General features: G+C 42.2%; 25 protein-coding genes. 10 read left to right on the top strand and 15 right to left on the bottom strand.

Going from position 1 to position 24,067, the window contains the following annotated elements:
- Positions 1 to 77: 77 nt before the first annotated feature.
- The 3 genes from QUF86_RS01910 to QUF86_RS01900 all read right to left on the bottom strand — a co-directional run bounded on the left by QUF86_RS01910 (position 78) and on the right by QUF86_RS01900 (position 1,472).
- Positions 78 to 260 (bottom strand): YfhD family protein, encoded by a 183-nt coding sequence (locus QUF86_RS01910; RefSeq protein WP_289317929.1) that lies wholly within the window; start codon positions 258 to 260, stop codon positions 78 to 80.
- Positions 261 to 375: 115 nt separating this feature from the next.
- A complete protein-coding gene (locus tag QUF86_RS01905; RefSeq protein ID WP_289333438.1) occupies positions 376 to 498 on the bottom strand; it encodes a YfhE family protein in 123 nt (40 codons plus the stop codon).
- A 53-nt stretch (positions 499 to 551) separates the two neighbouring features.
- Positions 552 to 1,472, bottom strand: a complete 921-nt coding sequence (locus QUF86_RS01900) for a TIGR01777 family oxidoreductase (RefSeq protein ID WP_289336181.1) — start codon at positions 1,470 to 1,472, stop codon at positions 552 to 554.
- 126 nt (positions 1,473 to 1,598) lie between these two features.
- On the opposite strand from QUF86_RS01900, the gene recX reads away from it, so the two are divergent.
- Positions 1,599 to 2,396: a recombination regulator RecX gene (gene recX / locus QUF86_RS01895; RefSeq protein ID WP_289333437.1), complete on the top strand. Its 798-nt coding sequence runs from the start codon at positions 1,599 to 1,601 to the stop codon at positions 2,394 to 2,396.
- Positions 2,397 to 2,469: 73 nt separating this feature from the next.
- Positions 2,470 to 2,781, top strand: coding sequence for a YfhH family protein (locus tag QUF86_RS01890; protein ID WP_063234815.1), 312 nt, complete (start codon positions 2,470 to 2,472; stop codon positions 2,779 to 2,781).
- A 40-nt stretch (positions 2,782 to 2,821) separates the two neighbouring features.
- Here QUF86_RS01890 and QUF86_RS01885 read toward each other — a convergent pair whose 3' ends face one another.
- The gene (locus QUF86_RS01885; RefSeq protein ID WP_289333436.1) at positions 2,822 to 2,977 is read right to left on the bottom strand and encodes a small, acid-soluble spore protein K; all 156 of its coding nucleotides are present in this window, start codon (positions 2,975 to 2,977) and stop codon (positions 2,822 to 2,824) included.
- Between the two features lie 114 nt (positions 2,978 to 3,091).
- On the opposite strand from QUF86_RS01885, the gene QUF86_RS01880 reads away from it, so the two are divergent.
- Positions 3,092 to 3,358 (top strand): YfhJ family protein, encoded by a 267-nt coding sequence (locus tag QUF86_RS01880; protein WP_289317925.1) that lies wholly within the window; start codon positions 3,092 to 3,094, stop codon positions 3,356 to 3,358.
- A 54-nt stretch (positions 3,359 to 3,412) separates the two neighbouring features.
- Here QUF86_RS01880 and QUF86_RS01875 read toward each other — a convergent pair whose 3' ends face one another.
- Complete coding sequence (locus QUF86_RS01875) at positions 3,413 to 4,390, bottom strand: metal-dependent hydrolase (protein WP_289317924.1); 978 nt, start codon at positions 4,388 to 4,390, stop codon at positions 3,413 to 3,415.
- A 206-nt stretch (positions 4,391 to 4,596) separates the two neighbouring features.
- Here QUF86_RS01875 and mutY point away from each other — a divergent pair, with 206 nt between their 5' ends.
- On the top strand, positions 4,597 to 5,715 hold the full coding sequence (mutY, locus tag QUF86_RS01870) for an A/G-specific adenine glycosylase (protein WP_289333435.1): 1,119 nt from the start codon (positions 4,597 to 4,599) through the stop codon (positions 5,713 to 5,715).
- A 319-nt stretch (positions 5,716 to 6,034) separates the two neighbouring features.
- On the opposite strand, the gene QUF86_RS01865 is transcribed toward mutY, so the two are convergent.
- Positions 6,035 to 6,259: a hypothetical protein gene (locus QUF86_RS01865; protein WP_061461732.1), complete on the bottom strand. Its 225-nt coding sequence runs from the start codon at positions 6,257 to 6,259 to the stop codon at positions 6,035 to 6,037.
- Between the two features lie 68 nt (positions 6,260 to 6,327).
- Here QUF86_RS01865 and fabL point away from each other — a divergent pair, with 68 nt between their 5' ends.
- From fabL to QUF86_RS01840, 5 genes are all read left to right on the top strand, one after another.
- Positions 6,328 to 7,077: an enoyl-[acyl-carrier-protein] reductase FabL gene (gene fabL / locus QUF86_RS01860; protein WP_214747519.1), complete on the top strand. Its 750-nt coding sequence runs from the start codon at positions 6,328 to 6,330 to the stop codon at positions 7,075 to 7,077.
- 81 nt (positions 7,078 to 7,158) lie between these two features.
- Positions 7,159 to 7,434, top strand: coding sequence for a gamma-type small acid-soluble spore protein (locus QUF86_RS01855; protein ID WP_289317921.1), 276 nt, complete (start codon positions 7,159 to 7,161; stop codon positions 7,432 to 7,434).
- A 169-nt stretch (positions 7,435 to 7,603) separates the two neighbouring features.
- A complete protein-coding gene (locus tag QUF86_RS01850; RefSeq protein WP_289317920.1) occupies positions 7,604 to 7,858 on the top strand; it encodes a YgaB family protein in 255 nt (84 codons plus the stop codon).
- Between the two features lie 234 nt (positions 7,859 to 8,092).
- Entirely contained in the window at positions 8,093 to 8,623 is a 531-nt protein-coding gene (gene ntdP / locus QUF86_RS01845; RefSeq protein ID WP_048685440.1) for a nucleoside tri-diphosphate phosphatase, read from the top strand.
- 270 nt (positions 8,624 to 8,893) lie between these two features.
- Entirely contained in the window at positions 8,894 to 10,642 is a 1,749-nt protein-coding gene (locus tag QUF86_RS01840) for an ABC transporter ATP-binding protein (protein ID WP_289333434.1), read from the top strand.
- A gap of 98 nt (positions 10,643 to 10,740) precedes the next feature.
- Here the strand turns inward: QUF86_RS01840 and QUF86_RS01835 are convergent, their stop codons facing one another.
- From QUF86_RS01835 to QUF86_RS01815, 5 genes are all read right to left on the bottom strand, one after another.
- The gene (locus tag QUF86_RS01835; RefSeq protein WP_289317918.1) at positions 10,741 to 11,661 is read right to left on the bottom strand and encodes an EamA family transporter; all 921 of its coding nucleotides are present in this window, start codon (positions 11,659 to 11,661) and stop codon (positions 10,741 to 10,743) included.
- Between the two features lie 294 nt (positions 11,662 to 11,955).
- Entirely contained in the window at positions 11,956 to 12,300 is a 345-nt protein-coding gene (locus QUF86_RS01830) for a hypothetical protein (RefSeq protein WP_289323758.1), read from the bottom strand.
- Between the two features lie 13 nt (positions 12,301 to 12,313).
- Positions 12,314 to 12,844: an NAD(P)H-dependent oxidoreductase gene (locus QUF86_RS01825; RefSeq protein WP_289317916.1), complete on the bottom strand. Its 531-nt coding sequence runs from the start codon at positions 12,842 to 12,844 to the stop codon at positions 12,314 to 12,316.
- An 18-nt stretch (positions 12,845 to 12,862) separates the two neighbouring features.
- Positions 12,863 to 14,467: a DHA2 family efflux MFS transporter permease subunit gene (locus QUF86_RS01820; protein WP_483313697.1), complete on the bottom strand. Its 1,605-nt coding sequence runs from the start codon at positions 14,465 to 14,467 to the stop codon at positions 12,863 to 12,865.
- 54 nt (positions 14,468 to 14,521) lie between these two features.
- Positions 14,522 to 15,160 (bottom strand): biotin/lipoyl-containing protein, encoded by a 639-nt coding sequence (locus QUF86_RS01815; RefSeq protein WP_289318483.1) that lies wholly within the window; start codon positions 15,158 to 15,160, stop codon positions 14,522 to 14,524.
- A gap of 377 nt (positions 15,161 to 15,537) precedes the next feature.
- On the opposite strand from QUF86_RS01815, the gene QUF86_RS01810 reads away from it, so the two are divergent.
- Positions 15,538 to 15,951 carry a MarR family winged helix-turn-helix transcriptional regulator gene (locus QUF86_RS01810; RefSeq protein WP_289317914.1) on the top strand — a complete coding sequence of 138 codons (414 nt, stop codon included), beginning with the start codon at positions 15,538 to 15,540 and terminating at the stop codon, positions 15,949 to 15,951.
- A gap of 57 nt (positions 15,952 to 16,008) precedes the next feature.
- On the opposite strand, the gene QUF86_RS01805 is transcribed toward QUF86_RS01810, so the two are convergent.
- From QUF86_RS01805 to QUF86_RS01790, 4 genes are all read right to left on the bottom strand, one after another.
- The gene (locus QUF86_RS01805; protein WP_289317913.1) at positions 16,009 to 17,100 is read right to left on the bottom strand and encodes an FUSC family protein; all 1,092 of its coding nucleotides are present in this window, start codon (positions 17,098 to 17,100) and stop codon (positions 16,009 to 16,011) included.
- Between the two features lie 346 nt (positions 17,101 to 17,446).
- Positions 17,447 to 21,919, bottom strand: coding sequence for a glutamate synthase-related protein (locus QUF86_RS01800; protein ID WP_289317912.1), 4,473 nt, complete (start codon positions 21,917 to 21,919; stop codon positions 17,447 to 17,449).
- A gap of 341 nt (positions 21,920 to 22,260) precedes the next feature.
- Positions 22,261 to 23,550: a glutamate-1-semialdehyde 2,1-aminomutase gene (locus QUF86_RS01795; RefSeq protein WP_289317911.1), complete on the bottom strand. Its 1,290-nt coding sequence runs from the start codon at positions 23,548 to 23,550 to the stop codon at positions 22,261 to 22,263.
- Between the two features lie 143 nt (positions 23,551 to 23,693).
- On the bottom strand, positions 23,694 to 24,014 hold the full coding sequence (locus tag QUF86_RS01790) for a hypothetical protein (protein WP_289333432.1): 321 nt from the start codon (positions 24,012 to 24,014) through the stop codon (positions 23,694 to 23,696).
- Between the last annotated feature and the right edge of the window lie 53 nt (positions 24,015 to 24,067).

Here is a 24,067-nt window from a genome sequence, read left to right as displayed (position 1 = left end):
GGGTTGTGGATAAACTATGTGAATAAAGTAAATATAAGGGGCTGATTATAGCCCCTTGGTTTGGTTCGTCCTATTTATTAGCGGCGATTATGAGCACGGCGGTCAGCTGCATTTGCCCGGGCTTGTGCCTCGATATCTTCCTGGTCAGCCAGTTCGGAAGAATATTCAACATCAAGTCCGTCACTTTTCAAGTTTTTAGGAACCTGCGGAAGTTTCTGTTTGTTGTTGTCTCGATTATGGTGTATGTTATTGCGTCCCATGCTAGCGCCCCCTAAAAATTAAAATAAATAAGCTAGAGATGATTATTCAACTTATCATCTCTAGCTTATTTTGTGTTGAATGGATGTTCAAAATGTACGGGAAAATACTCCAGACTTAACGACGGGATTTCCTCTCGTTAAAACCACCTGCTCGATCTGCATTTTTAAATTCCCGAGCATAAAGAACCGCTTGCGTACTAGTTAAGTTACTTTTTTCTTTTTCGTGTTTTTTGGACAATTAGATCATCTCCATTTCACTTAATATCCCTATTTTTTCCTAAAATGATCCTTTCATACGTGAGAATCCTCTTTTAAGATATTTTGTAAAGCGTTTTTGAGGGTTGGGAAAGAAAAGATGAATCCTTCCTCTTTAAGTTTAATGGGTAGGACATTTTGTCCTTCAAGCACAAGTACACTCATTTCCCCAAGCATGGTCTTGAGGAAGAAGGGAGGTACGGGTAACCAATGGGGCCGGTGCATGACAGTTCCTATTGTTTTCCCGAATGTATCCATCTGAACGGGATTAGGTGCCGTAAAGTTGACTGGACCTTCAATCCGCTGATCGTTTATGCAAAAGATGACTGCACGGACCACGTCATGAATATGGATCCAGGAAAGCCACTGATTCCCTTTGCCCATCTTTCCTCCACCGAAAAGTTTATAAGGGATGACCATCATTGGCAGTGCTCCTTCCTTTTCCCCCAGAATCACGCCGAATCTTGTTAGGACGAACCTTTCACTGTAAGAGCGGGATTTAGCCGCTTCTTTTTCCCATAGCTTAACAGTACGGGCCAAAAAATCATCACCGATGGATTCGGAGGTTTCGGTAAAGGTTTCATGTTCCGAAATACCATAATATCCGATTGCACTTGCATTGATTATGACAGATACTTTTTCGGGCAGTTTGGAAATGATCCGGTTCATCTCTTTGGAAGCTTCGACCCTGCTTTCGACAATCCGGCGTTTTCGTTCAGGAGTCCAACGCCCGCTGTTTAAAGATTCACCAGCAAGGTTAATGAAAACATCGAGCCCTTCCAAATGCATTTCCGGCTTTGCGTCCTTGGTCAGCCAGCCGATATATGTCGGATTTTCCTGTTTTTTGAATTTTTCGGGATGACGGGTCAAGATATATATATCATGATTCTCTTTTAATAATTCATCGATAAGGGCTGTGCCGACAAAACCGCTTCCACCAGCAATGGCTATTTTCATGAAAACCACTTCCTTTCCCTTTCTTTCCTTCACTTTAACATGACCATGTCCTTTTTTCATTTTTAGACATGCTATATATAGAAATGGTACACGTAAAGGGGTAAAGTAGGGGTGGGGGTGGATATTATGCCAAACATAACAAAAATAACAACCCAAAAAAAACGTAAAGATCGTTATAACATTTTCGTTGATGAAAAATATGCTTTCAGTGTGGACGAAGAAGTGCTACTAAAGTTTCAATTGAAAAAGGGTACGGCACTTGATGACCTGCTGCTAGCTGAAATACAATTCCATGATGAAATCCAAAAAGCATTTACCGATGCACTTAATTATTTATCATACAGGATGCGTTCGGAATCGGAAATTCGCCTTTATTTAAAAAAGAAGGAAACGGAAGAGCCGATTATAAAGGAAGCGATACATAAGCTATACAGCTTTAACTATTTAGACGACCTAGAATTTGCCAAGGCTTACGTACGGACCCATGTTAACGGAGGCAATAAAGGTCCCACTACCCTTAAGCTCGAGCTTAAGGAAAAAGGGGTAGAAGAAAAGTTGGTTGTCGAGGCATTGAAGGAATACCCCTATGATATTCAAATTGAACATGCAAGGAAACTTGCTGGAAAATCGGTCAAAAAGGAAAAAAACATTTCAGAACGGGCATTGAGGCTGAAAGTTGAACAAACCTTGTTACGGAAAGGTTTCCCGAGAGATGTCATCCTTGAAGCGCTTGAAGATGTGACGGTTGAAAAGGATGAAGATGAACAATGGGATTCTCTTTGCCACCATGCTGAAAAAATGCAACGCCGATATAAAAACCATGAAGGCTTCGAATATGAACAAAAAATGAAGCAGGCATTATACCGAAAAGGTTTTCCAATAGAATTGATTGAGCGTTATCTTTCCAATCCTGATATGGAATAAGTGCATCGATAGCCAAATCATAAAATTTTGTTTAATATAGAAGTAAATTAATTTCATTTAAGGAGCCATATATATGAGCGACGTAAGGTACAGCAAGTTGTCGGCCTATGAACTACAACAGGAAATTGCAGCGTTGACTGAAAAAGCGAGAAAAGCAGAGCAATTGGGAATGGTTAATGAATTTTCAGTATTGGAACGTAAAGTGACGATGGCCAAGGCCTATTTGTTAAATCCGGATGATTTCAAAAAAGGTGAAATATACCAAATTGACGGCGATCCCGGTGTCTATTTCAAAATTGATTATATGAACGGCGTATTCGCCTGGGGTTACCGTTTAGGTGGAAGCGGAAAGGAAGAGGCACTGCCAATTTCAATGTTGAAATAAAAAGGAACCGGGGGAGACCCGATTCCTTCTGAGGTACCTTTTAGTTCGATCGCTGATTTGATGCTTTCATTCGTTCTTGAGGATGTGTATTAATACTGCCATCTGCACGCTTTGATGCATATCTTGCTTTTGCACGAGGCTCGCCTTGGAATTTATTATTGTTTTGGTTGGGGAATCCTTTTTGTTTATTTCGCAAGTTTTTCTCCTCCAAGCATCAGATTAAAGAAAAGAAGCGTTTCCGCTTACCACTAGTATGGGTAAGGGACAGTATAGTTCATTCTGTAAAAATATTGGCAATGAGGTGGTTCAAATGAATGATTACCATGAAAGGTTAACCAAGATACTGCTTGAGAAAAATGACCACATCACGTATGAGCAAGCTTTGACTTGGGTGGAATTATTATGGGAAGATTTCGAAGCGACCTATGCAAAGGCTGGACATGAATATGCCGGGGAAGAAATGACATCGCGCGTTGTAAGGACCTGGATTGATAACTACGGTGAGCAGTTCCATGAATTCATTGCAAAAAATCCTAAATATAAACAGTTATTAAATCAGCAGAATAGATTTCATTAAAAAGCTGATTCCAGAGGGGTTCCCTGGGATCAGCCTTTTTTCAATATGCAGCGACTACAAAATAATATTCAATTTCTTCTGCAGCTTCGCTTCGCTAAAGATCCAGCCGGTATAAGAATTCAATATATTCAATTCGCTGTCTAAATGGACTACTGCCACAAACGGGTAATACCCATTGCTGCGATATCTTAAATCGATGAAACGGACTTCATAATAATCTTTTATCTGTTCGATTTCAAATCGGTAAACCGGAGAAAAGGACAGAAAGGCTGCCAAGTTGATGTCCTTCTTTGCGGCTTCGAGAATTTCACTTTCTGGCAATGGCACTCGATCAAATGTATCAAGAATCGTCACATACCCATTATCGGCTCGTGCCACATAATAATTCTTTTCGGTAATTACCGCGATTTTCCAGCGGTGAAAACGCATGGTCGGTGATAAAATAATTTTTCTTGCTCCGGGAATTTGCTGCTTAACAGCTCTTTTTATAAACGCCTGTTCCCTGAATCTGGAGATATAATAGACAACGAGTATTCCGTAAATCGAGAGAAATAAATAGCCTGGAGGAAATCCAAAGCCCCATAATATCAGGCCTGCAACATGTATTCCAAAAATGAACGGGTCGAATGTATTGATGACCCCTAAAGCTACCCAATTTGACGAAATCGGCCTAAGAGCCTGAGTCCCATAAGCATTGAATATATCCACGAATACATGAAGGAATACGGCTAAGAACGTCCAAAGCCAAAGATGAAGGTAATTTGCTTCAGGTATGATGGCGAAAAGTGCTCCGCTGATAATCAAGGGCCAAAGTAAAACAGCGGGAATGGAATGCGTGATTCCACGGTGGTTTCGTATATATACAGCGTTATTCCTTAATTTTAAAACGGTGTCAATGTCTGGAGCTTGTGATCCCAATATCGTACCTGCTATTACTGCACTTGCAGTGACTGGGCTCTGCGCAATGACAGGATCTAACGTGGCAAGACCTCCAAGAGCAATTCCCATGACGAAGTGAGTACCTGTATCCAAAAAACTAACCTCCCTGCCACAATTTGAAAAAAATGGTCTTCTCTCATCATACCGTATTTATATATTAACCATCAAATGAATATAATTCAGACTTATTTCCGTGACCAATTACAAATAACTGGATATGAACATGATATTAAAAAAGAATGACCTACTATAGGTATTCCCATTTTTGATAAGAGTGTAACATCTTTGGAGGAACTGATGTGAAAGAAATAACGATCCCGACAATAGAAAAAATAAAAATCGATGATTTTCAAAAAGATTTGGTTTCCTGGTTTCTCAAAGAACAAAGAGAATTGCCATGGAGGGAAAATAAGGACCCGTACCGTGTTTGGGTTTCAGAAATAATGTTGCAGCAAACGAGGGTGGACACGGTGATTCCCTATTTCAACCGGTTTGTGGAATGGTTCCCCACACTCGAGGATTTTGCCAATGCCGATGAAGAGAAAATCCTAAAAGCTTGGGAAGGGCTAGGGTATTACTCACGTGTAAGGAATCTGCATAGTGCCGTTCAGGAAGTGAAGGCTTCCTACAATGGGATTGTACCGGATGATCCCGAGGAAATTTCCAAATTGAAAGGTGTGGGTCCTTATACAGCTGGTGCGATTCTAAGTATCGCCTATGGCAAGCCGGAGCCAGCTGTCGATGGAAACGTCATGCGTGTATTATCAAGGATATTGATGATATATGAAGATATTGCCAAGCCAAAGACTAGAAAAACATTCGAAGCTGCCGTCAGAAAGCTGATCGATCATGAACATACCTCTGCATTTAATCAAGCCTTGATGGAGCTGGGGGCATTAATCTGCACACCAGGTAAGCCTGCCTGCCTATTATGTCCCGTTCAAAGTCATTGTCTTGCATTTGAAGCAGGGGTTCAATCGGAACTGCCTGTAAAAGTCCAAAAGAAAAAAACGCGGGATGTACCAATTGTGGCTGCTGTTTTAACGAATGAAAAAGGTGAATTTTTAATTCACAAGCGAGCATCTGAAGGGTTGCTGGCAAATCTTTGGGAATATCCGAACTTCGAGAACCATTCATCCCTTCAGCATAAGAGGGAGTTCTTCGAGAATCGGTTTCAGGAAATGTATGGTGTTAAACCTGAAATCACGGAATCACTTGTGAGAATTGAACATGTTTTCTCACATCTTGTTTGGAAAGTGGACACGTATACGGGAATAGTCAAAGAAGTCATCAGTGAAGAGACATTAAGAGAAAACCAACTCAAGTGGGTGAGTGAAGCAGAGATGGAGGAGTTCGCATTTCCGGTTTCCCACCAAAAAATGATGAAGGCCTATAAAGAAAAAAAGCGGATTGAATAAAGGCAGTATTGTAATTACGGGTCACCTTGGGGATGGTTTCTATCTACATTTTAAAACAGAGTTGATTGGAACGGAAGGTGAGAGAGACTCGCGGGAAAAGCGTGTCCAAGGGAGACTCCGCAGGGGCAAAGACGCCGGAGGAAGCTCCCGGACCGCCCGCCGAAAGCGAGTGCCCTACATTCCAATCAGCGTTCAAATTATACAACTCTAAAAAAACAGTAGGCAAACTCGATTATCGAGTTTGCTTTCAGACTAAAAAGGATATCCGCTAAGATATCCTCTTCTTTTTGTTGATTTTCAATGTCATATCCGTATAAAATCAATCGTAAATGGTTTTCGTTCCATGGGTATAATCGGCTTCCTGCCTATTAAGTCCGCCTCTATTTTCAATTTCTTTGACGATTTCGCTATGGATACTCTGTCCTTCTTGGTTTAAATAAGGTACCATTTGTTGAAGGGAGTGATGAAAATAGGCAAGTTCGCTATTTTCCCAATCCGATTTTTTCATCATCGACAACTCTGTCATATCACGTCCAACATACATAACAGTAACACTCCTTTTAAAAATGATTTTTATTACTCGGTGTTTACTCAGAAAGGATGAATAAACGTATGGAACAAAAAGTGGCACTCGTTACAGGTAGCAGTAAAGGTTTAGGTAGAAGCACGGCAATAAGGCTTGCAGAGGAAGGATACGACCTCGTTATTAATTATGCCCGGAGCAAGTCGAAAGCATTAGAAGTGGCAGCTGAAATTGAAGCTTTGGGGCGTAAAGCCCTTGTAGTTAAGGCAAATGTCGGTGACGTTGCGAAAGTGAAAAGCATGTTCGAGGAAATCGATGCTTATTATGGACGTTTGGATATCTTCATTAATAATGCTGCTTCAGGAGTGCAGCGCCCTTTGATGGAGCTTGAAGAATCGCATTGGAACTGGACCATGGACATCAATACAAAAGCCCTCCTTTTCTGCGCACAGGAAGCGGCGAAATTGATGGAGAGGAACGGCGGAGGGAAAATCGTCAGCATCAGTTCACTAGGATCCATTCGCTATTTGAAAAATTATACAGCTGTCGGTGTTTCCAAAGCTGCGCTTGAAGCCCTGACAAGATATTTAGCGGTCGAACTGGCTGCGAAAAACATTTGTGTCAATGCCGTTTCCGGCGGTGTTATCGATACGGATGCCCTGAAGTCTTTCCCGAATCGGGATGAAATGCTTGCTGAGGCGGCAGAACAAACTCCTGCTGGACGGATGGTCGAGGTGGAAGATATGGTGAATACCATCCTGTTTTTAATTTCCGATGGAGCCAGTATGATTCGTGGACAAACCATTATAGTTGATGGTGGCATTTCATTGCTTGTTTAATGTAACTGGAAAAATTTAAATGTTATTAGTTGGATAACACTCCTTGATATTGGTTATCTTATTATCGTGGAGGTGATATCAATGGCTAATAACAATAATAAATCACAAGCAGGTACTAACGCTCAACAAGTAAGACAACAAAACGCGCAATCTCAGCAAGGTCAAGGCCAATTCGGTACTGAGTTCGCTTCTGAAACAAACGTTCAAGAAGTGAGACAACAAAACGCACAATCTCAGCAAAAAAAGGGTCAAGGTCAAGCTCAGGGCCAATTCGGTACTGAGTTCGCTTCTGAAACAAACGTTCAAGAAGTGAAACAGCAAAACCAAAAATCCCAAAGCAATAAAAACCAAGGCTAATTGCCGTTTTAAAAACGAAAGGCATCCTTCTTTTGAAGGATGTTTTTTTTTGCCTTTCATTTGATTCGACAAATGTTTTGATGTGTTTACATTTTATGTCAAAGGAAAAGCTGGATAAAAACTAGAATATACATACTATAGAAAAAATACACATTAGGAAGGTGCATTCATGGAGGAATTTAACCGGCTAATAAACAACCAGTTGAAAACGATGGATAAGCTGTTACTTTTACAATCCGAAATCGAAAGATGCCAAGATATAGAGAAGCAACTCCTTGCCCTGCAAGAGGAGAATGAAGCAGTCACCATTCATGAAGAGATCCAACTTAAAAAGCAGGAATTGAAAAGTATCCATGATATGTTCGAGAAGCAAACGGAAGAAGTCATCCGTTATTTTCAGCAAGGACAAGCTGCAATACAATGAATAACCGGCTAATTTCTAAGTTAAAATGGGGTGGATGGTCAGACTTTTTCGACTTATTTACACATTTTCACTGGGAGATTAGCCACTTTTGTTTTAAATTTATGAATAAATCGCTATAATATAGGAATATAGGGTAAATGGAAAAAAGTATATATTATAAATACACACAACAACTGCAAACGGAATAGGGCACAGTACGCTGTCAGGGTGTCTATAGAAAGTAGGGAGAGATAAATGGGGATTGTTCCTGCCGAAGGAGGAAAAATCCAAATTCATAGCTATAAACATAATGGACATATCCATCGTATCTGGGAAGAGACAACCGTTTTAAAAGGGACCCAAAATCTGGTGATAGCAGCCAATGACCGTACTATGGTAACGGAATCAGATGGAAGGACCTGGATTACGAGAGAGCCGGCGATTTGCTATTTTCATTCAAAGTATTGGTTTAATGTTATTGGTATGTTGAGAGAGGACGGAGTTTATTATTATTGCAATATCAGTTCTCCGTTCACATACGATTCGGGAGCATTGAAATACATTGATTATGACCTGGACATTAAGGTATTCCCAGATATGACGTTTAATTTGCTGGATGAGGATGAATATGAAAGGCATCGGAAAGAAATGAATTACCCGGATGCCATCGATTCAATATTGAAACAGAACGTAGACTATTTAATTTATATGATACGCCAGCGAAAAGGACCATTCTCCGCAGAGTTTATTGATAGTTGGTATGAACGCTTTTTAACCTATCGATGATAGAAAAGGCCTGCTGCTTAATTAGCAGGCTTTTTCATTGTGTAACGTACCTACCCACTGATCTTTCAAGCAGGAACGATTTTTGAATAACAGCAAATCTTTAACCCCTTGCCTCCTATAAATGTGTATGAAAGATATTGAATGAAATCCTTTTTATAGTTAATCTTCGAAAAGGAAAATATAATTGAAAAGTGCATATATGATTCCCAATTGAACGTTAGGGACTTTTTTTAGCATTTTGATTTAATGAATCAGAAAAGGAGGGATTCCGTGGAGAGCATTAAGAGGTATTTGCAATTCGTTAAACCATATAAATGGCAGATAATCGGGACGGTATTGATTGGATTGCTGAAGTTCGCAATTCCGCTTTTGCTTCCATTGCTCAGTAAGTACATAGTGGATGACATCATCGGAAATGGTGACCTGTCCAAAGCTGTGAAGTCTGAACGCCTTTTATGGGCAATGGGCATCATGATGTTCATTTTTGTTGCGGTTAGACCGCCGATTGAGTATTACCGACAGTATTTCGCTCAATGGACCGGAACGAAAATCCTATATGATATTCGTAATGATTTATTCACTCATATACAGAAACTGAGCTTTAAATATTATTCCAATACAAGAGTGGGCGAGGTCATCTCAAGGATGATCACGGATGTGGAACAAACGAAGAACTTTGTCATCACGGGTTTGATGAATCTTTGGCTGGATATCGCAACGATCATCATAGTGATAGCCATCATGTTTACGATGGACGTGAAGTTAACCATTGTATCCATCATCATGCTTCCATTTTATGCGTTTTCGATTAAGCATTTCTTTGGCAAGTTGAGAACCTATACAAGGATTCGCTCCCAAGCGTTAGCGGATGTACAGAGTCACCTTCATGAACGGGTTTCAGGGATGTCAGTCATCAAAAGCTTTGCGATAGAAGACAGGGAACAGGAACTGTTTGCGAAGCAGAACAAGAATTTCCTGGATAAGGCCCTAAAGCATACGAGTTGGAATGCTAAGTCATTTGCTGTCGTGAATACGATTACGGATATTGCCCCCCTGCTCGTGATAGGCTTTGCCGGTTATCAAGTCATTCACGAACAATTGTCGCTGGGTACCATGGTTGCTTTCGTCGGTTTCATAGACCGGCTATATAATCCCCTCAGACGATTAGTTAACTCTTCTACGACAATGACCCAGACATTGGCGTCCATGGACAGGGTTTTTGAGTTTGTGGATGAGAAGTATGATATCGATGACGAACCAGGGGCGAAAGAGCTTAAGCATGTAGATGGCCGAATTACCTTTCAGGATGTTTCGTTTGCTTATGACGAGAAAGAGGCACCCGTTTTAAAACATATAAATTTGGATGTTACACCAGGAGAAACCATTGCACTTGTCGGGATGAGCGGCGGAGGGAAATCCTCGATCGTCAGTTTAATTTCCCGTTTCTATGATGTGACGGAGGGAATGGTATTATTGGATGGAACGGATATCCGTAAATATCAAGTCCGCAGCCTAAGAGATAAAATCGGGATGGTGCTACAGGATAATATCTTATTTAGTGAATCGGTTAAGGCCAACATCCTTATGGGACGGCCTGATGCAAGTGATGAAGAAGTATTTGAAGCGGCAAGGGCGGCGAATGCCCATGACTTCATTATGGGTCTAAAAGAGGGGTATGAAACGAAAGTCGGGGAGCGGGGAGTTAAATTATCCGGAGGCCAAAAGCAACGGGTTGCCATTGCGAGGGTATTTTTGAAAAACCCGCCTATCCTTGTGCTGGATGAAGCTACATCCGCATTGGATTTAGAGAGTGAACACTATATCCAGGAGGCACTTGATATTTTGGCGAAAAACCGGACCACCATCATCGTGGCCCATCGCTTATCAACCATCACCCATGCTAACCGGATCGTTCATATCGATAATGGGGAAATTACGGAAATGGGAACACACGAAGAACTTATGAAAAAGCAAGGGCATTACTACAGCCTATTTCAAGTACAACAATTGGATTCCTAAGGGAAAAGGAAAACCATATGATTCCCGCCAAAGTAATATACATAAGAAAGACCATTCCGCTAACGGGAATGGTCTTTCTTATTATAATGATGAACCTGTTAAGAAATTCTTTTTTCATGCAGCGTTTTTTTTCTGTCAGGAAGGAATTGAGGAAGGTGCTTTATTCCCTCAGGCAAGGCGATACCGACAATGATCAAGGACATCCCGAACCATTGCAGTGACGTAACCTGTTCATTCAAGAAGATGACGGAAACGACCATCGCTGATGGCAATTCCGCTGCACAAAGGATCGTTCCAAGCCCGACTCCCACTTTCGGCAGACTGACAGCAAAGAAAAAGAAAGGAACAAGTACACCCAAAGTACCGAGCAACAAACCATAGTACCATAGGTTCGTTTGGACAAGATTCGTAACAAGTGTAACGGGGTTAGTTGTGAATACAGCAGTCAGCATACCACCCGTTGCAATGAAAAACAGCCGTTTCATTGAAGATTCCCCAACTGCGAATTGAGAGTTGCAATACATATATAGCGCAAAAAGCACCGCAGACAATAGTCCGAACAATACGCCTTTTAGGCTTAGGGCAGATAGAGGCTGACCAAAAATCGCTCCTGCCAATAATGTTCCGATGAAGAGAACGAAAATGGCAATGAGTTTATTTTTATCCGGGCGTCTTTTATTTATGAAACTTTCAATGAGGACGCCTATCCAGGTAAATTGAAATAAAAAGACAACGGCAATCGAAGCGGGAAGCTCGGATACGGAAACGGCATATGCCTTTCCGACGAAAGTGGACATCATGCCCGTGATTAAAAGTAATCCGGCACTCTTCCATGAAACTTTATATTTAAACGAAAAAAGAAATAAAACGGAGACAATCAGCCAACCGACAAGATATTGACTGCCGACCAGTTCTCCAGATGAATGGCCATCCATAAATCCAAACTTGATCATGGTGGATAATGTGCCATATGAGATTGAACCAATTAAGACCATTATTGAATACTTCAAAAGTTGCATATTTTTCACCCCTGTAAAAATAAAAATCGCCACCTGCCAAAAAGGCAAGTGACGAACGAAAAAAGGAAATCCTTTTAAAATTCCGTCTCTCAACAAAAGCTGAGTTTAAAAAAATGTTTGTGTTGCATTAACTTAGCTTAAAGTCTTTGTGAATATTTGTCAACCAGAAAAAAAAGTTAAAGCCTGCACGTCGATCCCTAAGTTGAAGGTGGTGGCAGAGGCAAGAGAAGATCCTTTCATGGCATATAAAACAAAACCCCCAAAAGGCAAATATGCCGAATGGGGGGGCGTGTTTCAATCGCCATTTTGCTGGAAGTCTTCCAATTTACCACGATATTCTTCGTCTTTCATTTTGCGAAGATTAGGCTTTTTTTCTGCAGTTGGCTCATCGTCAGGCTTTTGGTTGTGAAGCTTGGAAAGTGCCGAACGATAATCCTGGTCTTTCATTTTCAATTCATCATTGTCTGTTGGGACGATGATTTCGGTAACGGGATCATCATCCGAAGAAGAAGCGGACTCTTCCGACGAGTTCTCTTTCTCGAGAACCGGCTTATCTTCAGGTGATAAAGCTTTGATATTGAATGTGATCAAGCCCGAAACCGCTAAAATGGCAACGATGATAATTAGAATTATGCCCATTGAATCAAGCCTCCTAGAGCTCGTTTGTGAATGAACGGGTGACATGGGCTACCCGTTTTCCTAATGCTTCTCCAAGCTGCAAGTCGTTCTTGGTTATGTTGTCATCCACCCCGGGCGGGCAGCTTATTCCTACACCATAGTAGGAACCATATAAGGCGTTTTCCGGGACAGTGCCGGGTAAGCCGACAATGATCATGCCTTGATGAAGCATTGGGGTGATTAAGTTCAGCATGGTAGCCTCGAGTCCTCCATGTATGGTGGCAGTCGTACAGAAAACAGCACCCACTTTATTGATCAGCGCTCCTTCCGCCCATAGATACCCAAGTTTATCAATCCATGTTTTCAAACTCGAACTGATGGTGCCGAAGTGACCCGGACATCCCCAAATGATGGCATCCATTTCCTGAAGCTTATAAACATCCGCTTCGTTTACATGGTCAATTAGAACCTCAGCCCCTGGAACCCCAGCGGCTCCGTGAGCTATTGATTCGGCAAGTGCCTTCGTATGGTTACCTTCACTGTCGTATACAACATAGATTTTCATATTAAATCCCCCATTTAATTAAACCGATTTTTTTACTGGTGAAGGAAGCAAAGGTACATCCAATTTTTCCTGTTTAGCTTGTTTCATTGCTTTGTCCTTCCGAACGTCACGCAAAAACAATGAGAGAACTATACCGGCAATTGCGAAACCTGTTGCCCAAAAGAATGCATCATTGATTCCCATCACATTTGCTTGACCCTGGATTTGTGAAGAAATCAGCGACATTGCAGTTTCCTGTGCCTGTTCTCTCGTTTGATTCATCGAACTCATGATGGATTGAACGATTGTTTGGAAATTCTGAACAAAACCGGGATCACTCGTACTCATTTCCGAACCTAAGGAAGTTCCATGGAAAGAAGCACGGGTTGTATAAATGGTCGTCACGAAGCTCGTACCAATTGCTCCGGTTACTTGTTTAAGCGTATTGCTCATTGCCGTACCATGTGTATTCAAATGCTTAGGAAGCTGATTCATCCCAGCTGTCATGATCGGCATCATAAGTAAAGACATTCCAAGTGAGCGGATGGCGTAGATGATGACCAAAGTCGAATAGGTAGTTTCCGTAGTCAATTTAGCGAATTCGAAGGTTGTGATAGCAGTAATCGCTAAACCGACAAGTGCTAATGGACGAGGTCCGATTTTGTCGAATAATGCTCCTGAAATGGGTGACATCACCATCATCACAAGGGCTCCGGGTAACATCAACAGACCGGACTGAACGGGTGTGAATCCTCTTAGAGTCTGTAAATAGATAGGCAATAAGAATATCCCGGTAAACATGGCCACTGTGACTATGGCGGAAATGATATTCGATAATACGAACATGTCATACTTAAATACACGGAAGTCGAGCATAGGTGCTTCCGATTTTAACTGTTGAACCACAAATAGGCTCAGAAGGATTAGCCCGATGATGATCGTTCCCAGAACGATGGAATCCGTCCAGCCTTTGGAACCTGCTTCACTGACACCGTATAGTAATGATGCAACACCTATCAAGGATAGAGAGGCGCCCAACAAATCCAATTTTATTTTCTTGGGTTCTGCTACATTACGCATACTTATAAAGGCAAGTGTCATGATAATCATGCCTAATGGCACCATTGCGTAGAACATGACCCGCCAGCTATATTCCTGAATGACCCAACCAGATAAAGTCGGTCCGATGGCAGGGGCGAACATAATGGCCAGACCAAAGATTCCCATTCCTTTCCCGCGCATTTCTGGAGGGAAGATGAAAAGAATGATTGTCATGACCAATGGCTGTAAGATCCCGCCGCCCGCCGCCTGGATCAGCCGGCCAGTAAGGATGACGGGGAAATTTGGTGCGATGCCGCAGATGAATGTCCCTACCGTGAATAGAAACATGGCAGCGAGGAATAAAATGCGCGTGCCGAACCGTTCTATTAAAAAAGCGGACAGTGGAATCAAAGCTCCATTCACGAGCATGAATCCAGTTGACAACCATTGAATCGTTGTCGCAGCTACATTAAATTCGGCCATCATCCTCGGCATGGCGACACTAAGCAGGGTTTGATTCAAAATGACCATGAACAAACCTAGCATTAAGATAATTAACATGGGGGCAAACTGTTTCATTCCCTTGTTTTCATTTACTGAGATGGTTTGAGAAGCCATTTAAGGTAAGCCTCCTTTCTGTATAACTGTATTGCCGGTTTATTTAGTTGAAATTTTCACTTCTGCGTTCATTCCAGGCAGAACTTTATCGGATGGTGCTTTAATGGAAATTTTCACTGGTACTTTTTGAGTCACTTTCGTATAGTTTCCACTGCTGTTTTGATTGCCCATCACTGAAAAGACAGACGTTGTCGCATAACCGATCTGTTCCAATGTACCTTCGAAGACAGTATCGGGATCTCCATCGATGATAATATCGACGCTGTCACCTTTTTCAATATCCTTCAATTTATTTTCTTCAATGTTAGCCGTTATGGATAGATCATCCATATTGATGGTCTGAGCAAGCGTTTGACCCGCTTGAACCAACTGCTCATCATGTACTTGTGTTTTAACGATTGTCCCTTGCGCTGCCGTTTTTACTGCTTCTTTTACATCTGATGTGGTTACATTAGCAACTTTGTCATTTTTACTTACACTGTCTCCTTCGTGTAAGTCCCAATCTGCTAATTTTCCGGTTGTGGGGGCAACGATGGTATAAAGGTCACCCGACACTTTCGCTTCATCCGTTTTAATGAAATTCGTGCTTTCATAATAGTAATAAGCCCCACCGGCCACTACCGCCAATATAATAACCAAACCAATGATATTGATTAAAACTAAACGTCCTCTATTCACTTGTTTCGCCTCCAAAAAAATATTGATGATCGGTTTTTGAATCAGTTTCATTAAATGACTTGACCTATTTTTGACAACGCCTCCCATATCCAATGTTTATTTGTTAATTTTAATAAATATTAATTTTCATAAGTATTAATATTATTAAGTAAAGAGTTTACCAGTTTAATTATTTTTTGTCATGTAATTTATTCGGAATGGAAGTAGGAAATAAATACAGTTAAATGGGGAAAATTTGAATTTTTTTTAGTTTTAAGGATATATGGAAAGTAAATTTGACAATGGTATGTCATTTAATTAAATTTAAGAGGTAGGATTGTCCTATATAAGGAGTGAGAAGGCTGGATTTTAAATGGGAAGTAACTAATAGTATAGAAATGCAGATTTTTCGGATTAGGAAGAAGCTTAGGGCCATCGTAGCAAAAAATCTTCAGCCTTATGGATTAACGTCGCCTCAATTTTTCATATTATTGATATTGAAAAAAGAGGGGTCGATCAAATCGACCCAGCTGGCTGACTTCTTAACCGTAAAGCCAAGTGCGATTACCGTATTTGTAGATAAGCTGGTCGAAATGGATTATGTGAAACGGCAGCCCTCTGAAAAGGATCGCAGGGTCATCAATCTTGAATTGAAAGAGGCAGGGGAAGCCATTTTGGGGAGAGTCCTTGCGGAGCATAACCAATTGATGGGCAAGAACTTCAACTCATTCTCAGAAGATGAGCTGCAGGATCTTTTGAAGAAATTGGATACGATTGAAAAGGCTGCTGATAAGAACCTTTTGGATGATTGAATGAGGAGCATGCTCTAAATAGAGACGAAAAAAGACGGTTCCCGGGGAACCGTCTTTTTAATCTTCTTCATACTGGACAGATATTTCGTTATCTTCCTTATGGAAGGACTGGAAGCTGACGATCAGCTTTTCAAGATGTTCCAATTGTTCGTCATATTCTATGACTGCAGAAATCAATGGTACAAGACGGGCAGAGAGATGGCCTAGATTATCATGCATTTCGTCCACTTGATTCTGCTGTTCGAAAAAGTGGGCGAGCAGCTCTTTACGACTTAAACAATCCTGGTCCCAATCTTCAATCTCCCCAATCGACTTGATTTTTTCGATATGCAGTAATATCAACTGTTCATGCTTGCGAATCAAGGAATCAAGCTGTTGTAAGATACTCCGTTGGAAATCTTCAGGCATTTGATATAATTCATTCTCGAATTTATGGATTCTCTTCAAGGTTTCAAACGCTTTTTTTGTTGTAATGATCATCTGCCGATAAACCACAAGCTTTCTTGCTTTAGCTACACTGTTCTTCTTGAAATATTCCCGTTCCTCTTTGTACATGGAATAGATATGTTCGAGATCGAGTAACTCCGCCTTTAATCGGCTGATGTCTTTCTTCAATAAAGTGTGTTCTGTAGCATGTCTTGTGCTGATTCTGATCCATTTTAAGATGTCTTCCGTCACATCTGTAATGCGTGTATAAAGTTTTGCTTCATATTTTGGAGGAATGAAAACCAGATTCACGATAAAAGAAGAAACGATTCCAAGCAAAACGGATGAGAGACGTATAAAGGCAAAATTAAGGAATTCCCCTTCCTGGTTTTCCATGATGGCAATGACCGTCACGATGGAAAGGACGATCGTTTTATCCATTTTCAATTTTAAGTTGATGGTTATGACAACCATTACGGCAAGACCGATTATAAAAATATCATTTCCGAACAACAAAACGAAGGAGACAGCAACCAACGCGCCAATGATATTTCCTTGGATTTGCTCCAACACCGTTTGATACGAACGGTAAATGGTCGGCTGTATTGCAAAAATTGCAGCAATCCCAGAAAGGACAGGAGCAGGAAGGTTAAGCAGTTCCGATAGATAAAGCGCTAAAACAATTGCTATTCCTGTTTTGAGAATGCGGGCACCAAACTTCATATATAGGTTAATCCTTTCTTTGTGATGTAATGGATCATGGTAAGAAAAAGGCTCTATTTATATATAGGCTTTTGCTTAAAGTTGTATTCTAACTTATTTGTTAGTACTTTACACTAAAATGAGTGGATGTAAACAAAAAGTAATATACAGGATTTTCCTTAAAGTTACAATAGGTAAAATCAAGTTTAATATATAAAGAAAATATAGGCAATTTCTTGATTGCTTTCAAGTGTGTTTTTCCTTCGTTTAAAAGACTACCCCAAAGGTAAATGACTGGAAAAGGCTGATGCTCGAATTGAAGAGCATCAGCTTTTTTAATGAACGATTCTTAATTTTGTTTTCGGCATCACTCTGTGGATACAGCAGGATCCGCTTGTTCTTTAACAGGAACGACCTGAAGGAAGTGCTCTCCAGGATTTTGAAGCAGAGCCTCCAAGGAGGCTGCTTCTTCCGTTTGGTCATGATCCTTCAAGAGTGCCGTGTACTTGCCAAGAAGTTCGGCCACGTCCTGCAGGCCTTTTGCAGACAGGGGCTCAATGGAAATCTTTGCCCCTTTTGCAACCCGTTTCTTAATGACATCTTTGGTTAATCCAAATTCAGGCTGTTGCCGTAAATAAACGACACCGCCTGTCATCCCTGCGCAAATCCATGGACCCGGATCACCCAGAACCAAACCTCTTCCATTTGTCATGTATTCAAAAGCGAATCCCTTAATATTGGAAGTAACCGCAATATTACCGGTTTCCTTTTCAGGAAGTGGTTGTTTCAATAATCCTCCAATGATCATATCTGCTCCGGAAAGCCGGATTCCCGCTCTGGCATCGGCATCACCTTGGGCAATGAGGAGACCATGCTGTGCACCATATCCAAAGCCCTTACCGACAGAGCCATTGTAGAACTTTCCGTCTTTTCCGGGAGATTTAAAGATGGCAATATTACCGCCAATCGATGTTTTGCCAATCCCATCCTGGGCGCCGCCATTCACACTGATCGTAATTCCCTCCGTATTGTATGCCCCAAGTCCATTACCTGGGATGGAACCATCCTGATAGGATAGGTGAACGGGAGGAAGTTTTTTGTATGAACCATCCAATCTGCCTCTAACGCGATGGCAGGACACCCTGCTGCCAAGTACACGCTGCTCGGAAGTGATCGAGCTATAGTTGCGGGATTGCTGCAGATCATCTACATGTGAATCCAGATATTCAGCGCCAACGGCAACCTGCATGGAGCCTTCATTCAAATATGCCGCCGTTTCTTTATGAGAGAACGGTGTTATATCCAAATTTTTCAATAAATAGGTTAAATCCATTGATTGTTGACCTTTACTTTGCTGAAGCAAATCAGAACGTCCGACGATATCCTGAAGATTCTTCACCCCGAGTGATCCGGTCAGAGCTTTGAGTTCTTTGGCAAATGCACTGAACATATTCGTTAATCCTTGAACGGCTAAATCAAATTTTCGCGGAACAAAACGGCGTAGCCCATGTTCTTTCGCTTGTGCTTCCGATTCGATTTGAGTGGCGATGCCCACATGGCAGGTATCAAGGTGACAACCGCGGCACGTTGTACAGCCGACGGCAATCATCGAAAGTGTCCCAAAACCTACACGGTTTGCCCCGAGCAGCATTAATTTCAATACATCCATCGAGCTTTTTAACCCACCGTCAGCCCATATTTCAACATTCTGACGAATACCTGACTCAAGTAAAGCATTATGGGCCGCTTTCACACCAATCTCGACTGGCAGACCGACATGTGCGAGTGCATGGATCCTGGCAGCACCTGTTCCGCCATCAAAACCGGAAAGCGTAATGATATCGGCCCCTGCTTTGGCGACGCCGACCGCAATCGTACCAATGTTTGGAACGACCGGAACCTTGACGGCAACTTTTGCTTTATCGTTTGCCGTTTTTAGTTCATGGATCATTTGGGCCAAATCTTCAATTGAGTATATATCATGGTTATTGGAAGGGGAGATCAAGTCGGAACCGATTGTTGCATTCCGGGCTTCTGCGATTTTCGCTGTGACCTTGGAACCGGGAAGGTGTCCGCCTTCACCAGGTTTTGCCCCTTGCCCAATTTTAATTTCCAATAGATTTGAAGAGTTCAAGAGTTCTGCGTTGACACCGAAACGGCCGGAAGCGATTTGCTGTCCGCGGGATTTCGGGTACTTGCCCAGCATATCCTTGATTTCCCCGCCTTCACCATTCATGCTGATCATGCCTAACCGCTCGGCAGCTTCTGCATAAGCCCGGAAAGCAATTTCATTTTGTGATCCAAAGGACATGGAGGCTATGACGAACGGCAATTCCTGTTCGCCGACCGAAAGACTGACTTCTTCAGAAGGGATTGAAGCATCTGAAGCTTTTAATGATGTCAAGTGTCGGATCGTCGTAGGATTGGATTCTTCCTGTTCGGTGATCTTTTCGCGATAAGCGTCATAGTCACCGGTTGAAGCAACTTCCCCGATCGACTTCCAAACCCTAGGGAATAAATGGAAGGTCTTTCCCATCCGTTCTTTTTCATTGCCGTAATCTTCCGCACGCTGGATGGCGTCAGCCTTGATTTTATCAAAATTGTAATCCAGATCATTGGAACCGAAGAAGTTAGCCACATTTAAATATTTTGCGATTTCCTCATGTAAACCGATGCTAGAGAAAAGTCTTCCATATCCCCGCAGCTCATGAATGCCGATGGTGGAGATAACTTTCTCAAGTCCTTTCGTCAAGGAGTTATATAGATTGGTAACCCCCTTAAGGTCATCTGAAGATAAGGATAGGAACATATAATAGGGGCTGATTAAGTTGGCTCCAAGACCATAAGAAACGATGATATCATGCAGTGACCTTAGCGATGCGGAACGTAAAAGGATGGAACAATCCCGGCGCTTGCCTGTGCGGACCAATGCTTGATCGACGGCTGAAGTGACAAGGTGGGGATCAAGCCAAAGGTTGCCGTTTTGATGGGCAAGGGCATCATCCAGAACGAGCAGCGTTTTTCCTTTATCCACTGCATTGACACTTTCATCCGTAATCCTGGTTAAAGCATCCGTGATGCTTTCATCCTCTTTGAACGTGCTTGAAATGAAATGCACGAGTTTTTGATCTTGGTTATATTTAATGAACTGATCATAGCTTGGCTGCGATACGATGGATGAACACTCATAACCCGTCAATCCTTCAATCAATAAAGGAGTCAGCAGCTCCATAACCTTTCCAGCCTTATTCGCTTCGAATAGGGAAGGCCGTTTTCCGATGATGGTCCTTGTTGAGAAGTGCTCGGTTTCCCGATCCCGGTCTATCGCTGGGTTGGTTACGACAGCCACACTTTCCTTAATGAAATCCGCAATGTTGGTCCGTTGGGGATTAAGTGCCGCCAGAGGCGCATCATGACCAAGTGAACGAATGGGCTCAGCGCCTTTTTCGGCCATCTGTTCCACTAATTGAACATGCTCCCTTTCCCACCCGAAAGCTTTATACTGACCATTATGAATGGCTTGCGCGTTTGTCATGGAGACAACCTTTTCAAAAACTTGGGGCTGCAAGCGGACTCGGTCATTGGAAAGAACGAAACGATTATTGAAGAGTTCAAATACTTTATCCTGGTAATCCTTGTAGGTGTACAACTCAATACGGTCACCATTCCATTTCAAACCCACTTTTTCCCCAGGTCCCATCGGTTTAGGATCTCCGGTATATTCACTTGAAGGGATGATTCCTGGTTCGGAAGTGAACATATAGGATGATTCTGTTTCAATATTCCATAGCGGGCGCAGGCCTAAAGAGTCGACAGAAAACACGGCCTCATCGCCGAAACGTGAGATGATTCCTGCTGGACCTTGTGCAAAGTGACCCCATGCCTCCCGTAGATACGTATATAAGTCTTGTAAGTGCTCTGGATATTCCTTGATTTCATTAATGATTGGCGGGAACATAAGGTCGACAGCTTCAAATAAAGAGTAGCCATGGCGGCAGATGAAAGTTTCGATCGTCTTGTTTAAATCCTGTGAATCACTTCCGTCTTTAGCGATGGGAACACCGATCATTTTCGCTTCATCACGCAATTTGGCAATGGTATTGATTTCGCCATTATGACCAAGTACACTGAAAGGCTGGACCCGGAAGAAGCTTGATAGAGTATTAGTGGAGAAACGGTTATGTCCCAGTGTCATGGTGGAGGCAGCTAAAGGGTCTGCAAGATCAAGATAATAGGCAGGGAGGGTATCCCCCGCACCCATCACTTTGTAGACAGCATGATGCTGGCTTAAGGATGCAACATGGATGAAATCACTTTTTTCGATGTCGGAAGTCAGCTCAAAAAGAAGATTTGAAAGCTCCTGGTTGTTTTTGATGGTGGAGGAACAGGCGAATTGCCAGAACATTGGGTCTTCTTGAATGGCAATCGGTCCCAATGCCTCAGAACGGTATGCTTTATCTGTTTCATATATCAAAGAGAGACCATATTGAAGCAGTTTCTCCTTTACTTCGATTTTTAAGTCGTTCGCATCTGTTTTTTTGCTTAAAAATAAGTGGCCGACTATGAAGGAATCTTCATCGACGATGCTTGGATCGATATTTACCGCTTCCAGCTTCTTTTTCCAAAGAGCCCGGGGAATATCGATATGGATGCCGGCGCCATCACCCTCGCCATTGATGAAGCCGCAGCGATGGTTCATTTTAACCAGGGCGTCGATACAGGCAAAGATGTTTTCGTTAGTAGGGATCTTCTTTTTTTCGATGCGGGAAACGATTCCGCAGGCATCATGTTCTTCCTTGTAAAATTCTTTGAATGTAGCAGGTGTCCATTGTTGGGTCATATGTGTGGCTTGAATAAGGCTGCCCTTATTCTTAGCCTTTCACCTCCTGTAGCATTTGTTTAATGGGGGAAATATTAGTAAACCCGAACAATCGTCCAAGTTTTTTTATAGATTGAAAGAAAGTGTATAAATGTATATAAATGTATCCATATCATATCATTTAAATATTCAGAAATCAATTTTTTATACAATGGATTGGATGCTGTGGTTGATGGGATTTTTGTAGAGAATGGCTCCAAAGGCTAATTTAAAAGATTTATTACACGGAAATAAGAAACCCCCAAGATTGATGTACATCTTGGGGGTGTATAAAAAATGCATAATTATGCTGTTTCGTTTTATTAAATTAGGTTTTTGAATGCATGTTCAACCGCTTTTAGAGTATAAGCGATATCATCGTCCGTGTGAGCTATTGTCAAGAACCATGCTTCATATTTAGAAGGTGCCAAATTGATGCCTTGGTTGAGCATGAGTTTGAAGAACTTAGCGAACATTTCGCCATCAGTATTTTCCGCCTGCTCATAGTTTTCAATTTTTTCTGTCGTGAAATAGATCGTCAATGCCCCTTTTAGGCGGTTGATGGTGATTGGGACATTATATTGGCGAGCGGCTTTCAGGATACCTTCTTCAAGAATTTTTCCCAGCCGGTCAAGCTCGTCGTACAGACCCTCTTCTTTAAGTACTTCTAAGCAAGCTATCCCGGAAAGCATGGAAGCCGGATTTCCTGCCATCGTACCTGCTTGATAGGCTGGTCCTAACGGTGCGACAGTTTCCATGATCTCTTTTTTGCCGCCATAGGCACCAATCGGAAGTCCGCCCCCGATGATTTTTCCAAGAGCCGTCAAATCGGGCTGAATGCCCAAGAAGTCCTGTGCCCCTCCATACATGAAGCGGAAAGCTGTGATGACTTCGTCGAAAATGACGAGTGATCCGGCTTCGTGAGATAATGAAATGACTTCTTCCAAGAAGCCTGGGCTTGGTTCCACGATTCCAAAGTTACCGACGATCGGTTCAACAAGTACGCCTGCAATTTCATTGCCCCATTTATTCAGTGCTTCTTTAAATGGCTCGATATCATTGAAAGGCACCGTGATGACTTCTTGTGCGATACTTTTGGGCACGCCGGCTGAGTCCGGTGTGCCTAGGGTGGACGGGCCTGAACCAGCAGCTACGAGAACAAGGTCGGAGTGACCATGGTAACAGCCGGCAAACTTGATGATCTTATCGCGTCCGGTGTAAGCGCGGGCCACACGGATGGTGGACATGACAGACTCAGTGCCTGAATTGGTGAAGCGGACTTTATCCATGGATGGTATGGCATCTTTCAACATTTTGGCAAATTTGACTTCATGTTTTGTTGGTGTGCCGTATAAAACGCCGGTTTCTGCCGCTTTAACGATTGCCTCCGTAATATGTGGATGGGCATGCCCTGTTATGATCGGGCCATATGCAGCTAAATAATCGATATATTTATTGCCATCAACATCCCAGAAATAAGCCCCTTTGGCATGATCCATTGCAACTGGTGAACCGCCGCCTACCGCTTTGTAAGAACGGGATGGGCTGTTAACCCCACCAACGATATGTTCTAATGCCTCTTTATGTAAAAGCTCCGAATTACTAAAATCCAATCTTAAAACCTCCTAAAAATATAAACATATTTCACCTTAATCATAGCACTTTTCCGTCCGTAAATCTGTGGTGGAAGGCTAGGAAATGTGATCCGGCCTCTGTTGGAATGAAGCAGCCTTAGAGCAGCAGCATTCCTGGGCCTTCATTTTGTTTGGGAAATGGGGTCGGACCCCAAAACTCCGGTTATGAAAGATAAAATGTCCAAGATGGTGGCAGGGTTTTCGATGTCGAAGGATTGGCGGTTCATTTCGCCCTGGGCTTGGTAATAGATAAGTTGGCCGGTTCCTTTTTCTTCATTAATGCGAATGTGGAAACTTATGGGGGTGCTTTCAATCGATCCGCTGGAATCCCTTTGGATGACCTGGCATAATAATTCTCCGTATTCATCTTCATAAAGGAAGTCGTATCGAAGGTCGATTACGACCTTTTCGATTTGGGATAGTAAAAATTCTTTAATATTCATGGCATGCTCGTCTCCTTTATATATGTATCTGTGACAACGGTCGGATTCGCCCT

The sequence above is a fragment of the Peribacillus sp. NJ11 genome, from assembly GCF_030348405.1.
Classification (GTDB): Bacteria; Bacillota; Bacilli; order Bacillales; family DSM-1321; genus Peribacillus.
The sequence above is the reverse complement of the archived record's forward strand: the minus strand, read 5'-3'. Positions and strand labels throughout refer to the sequence as shown.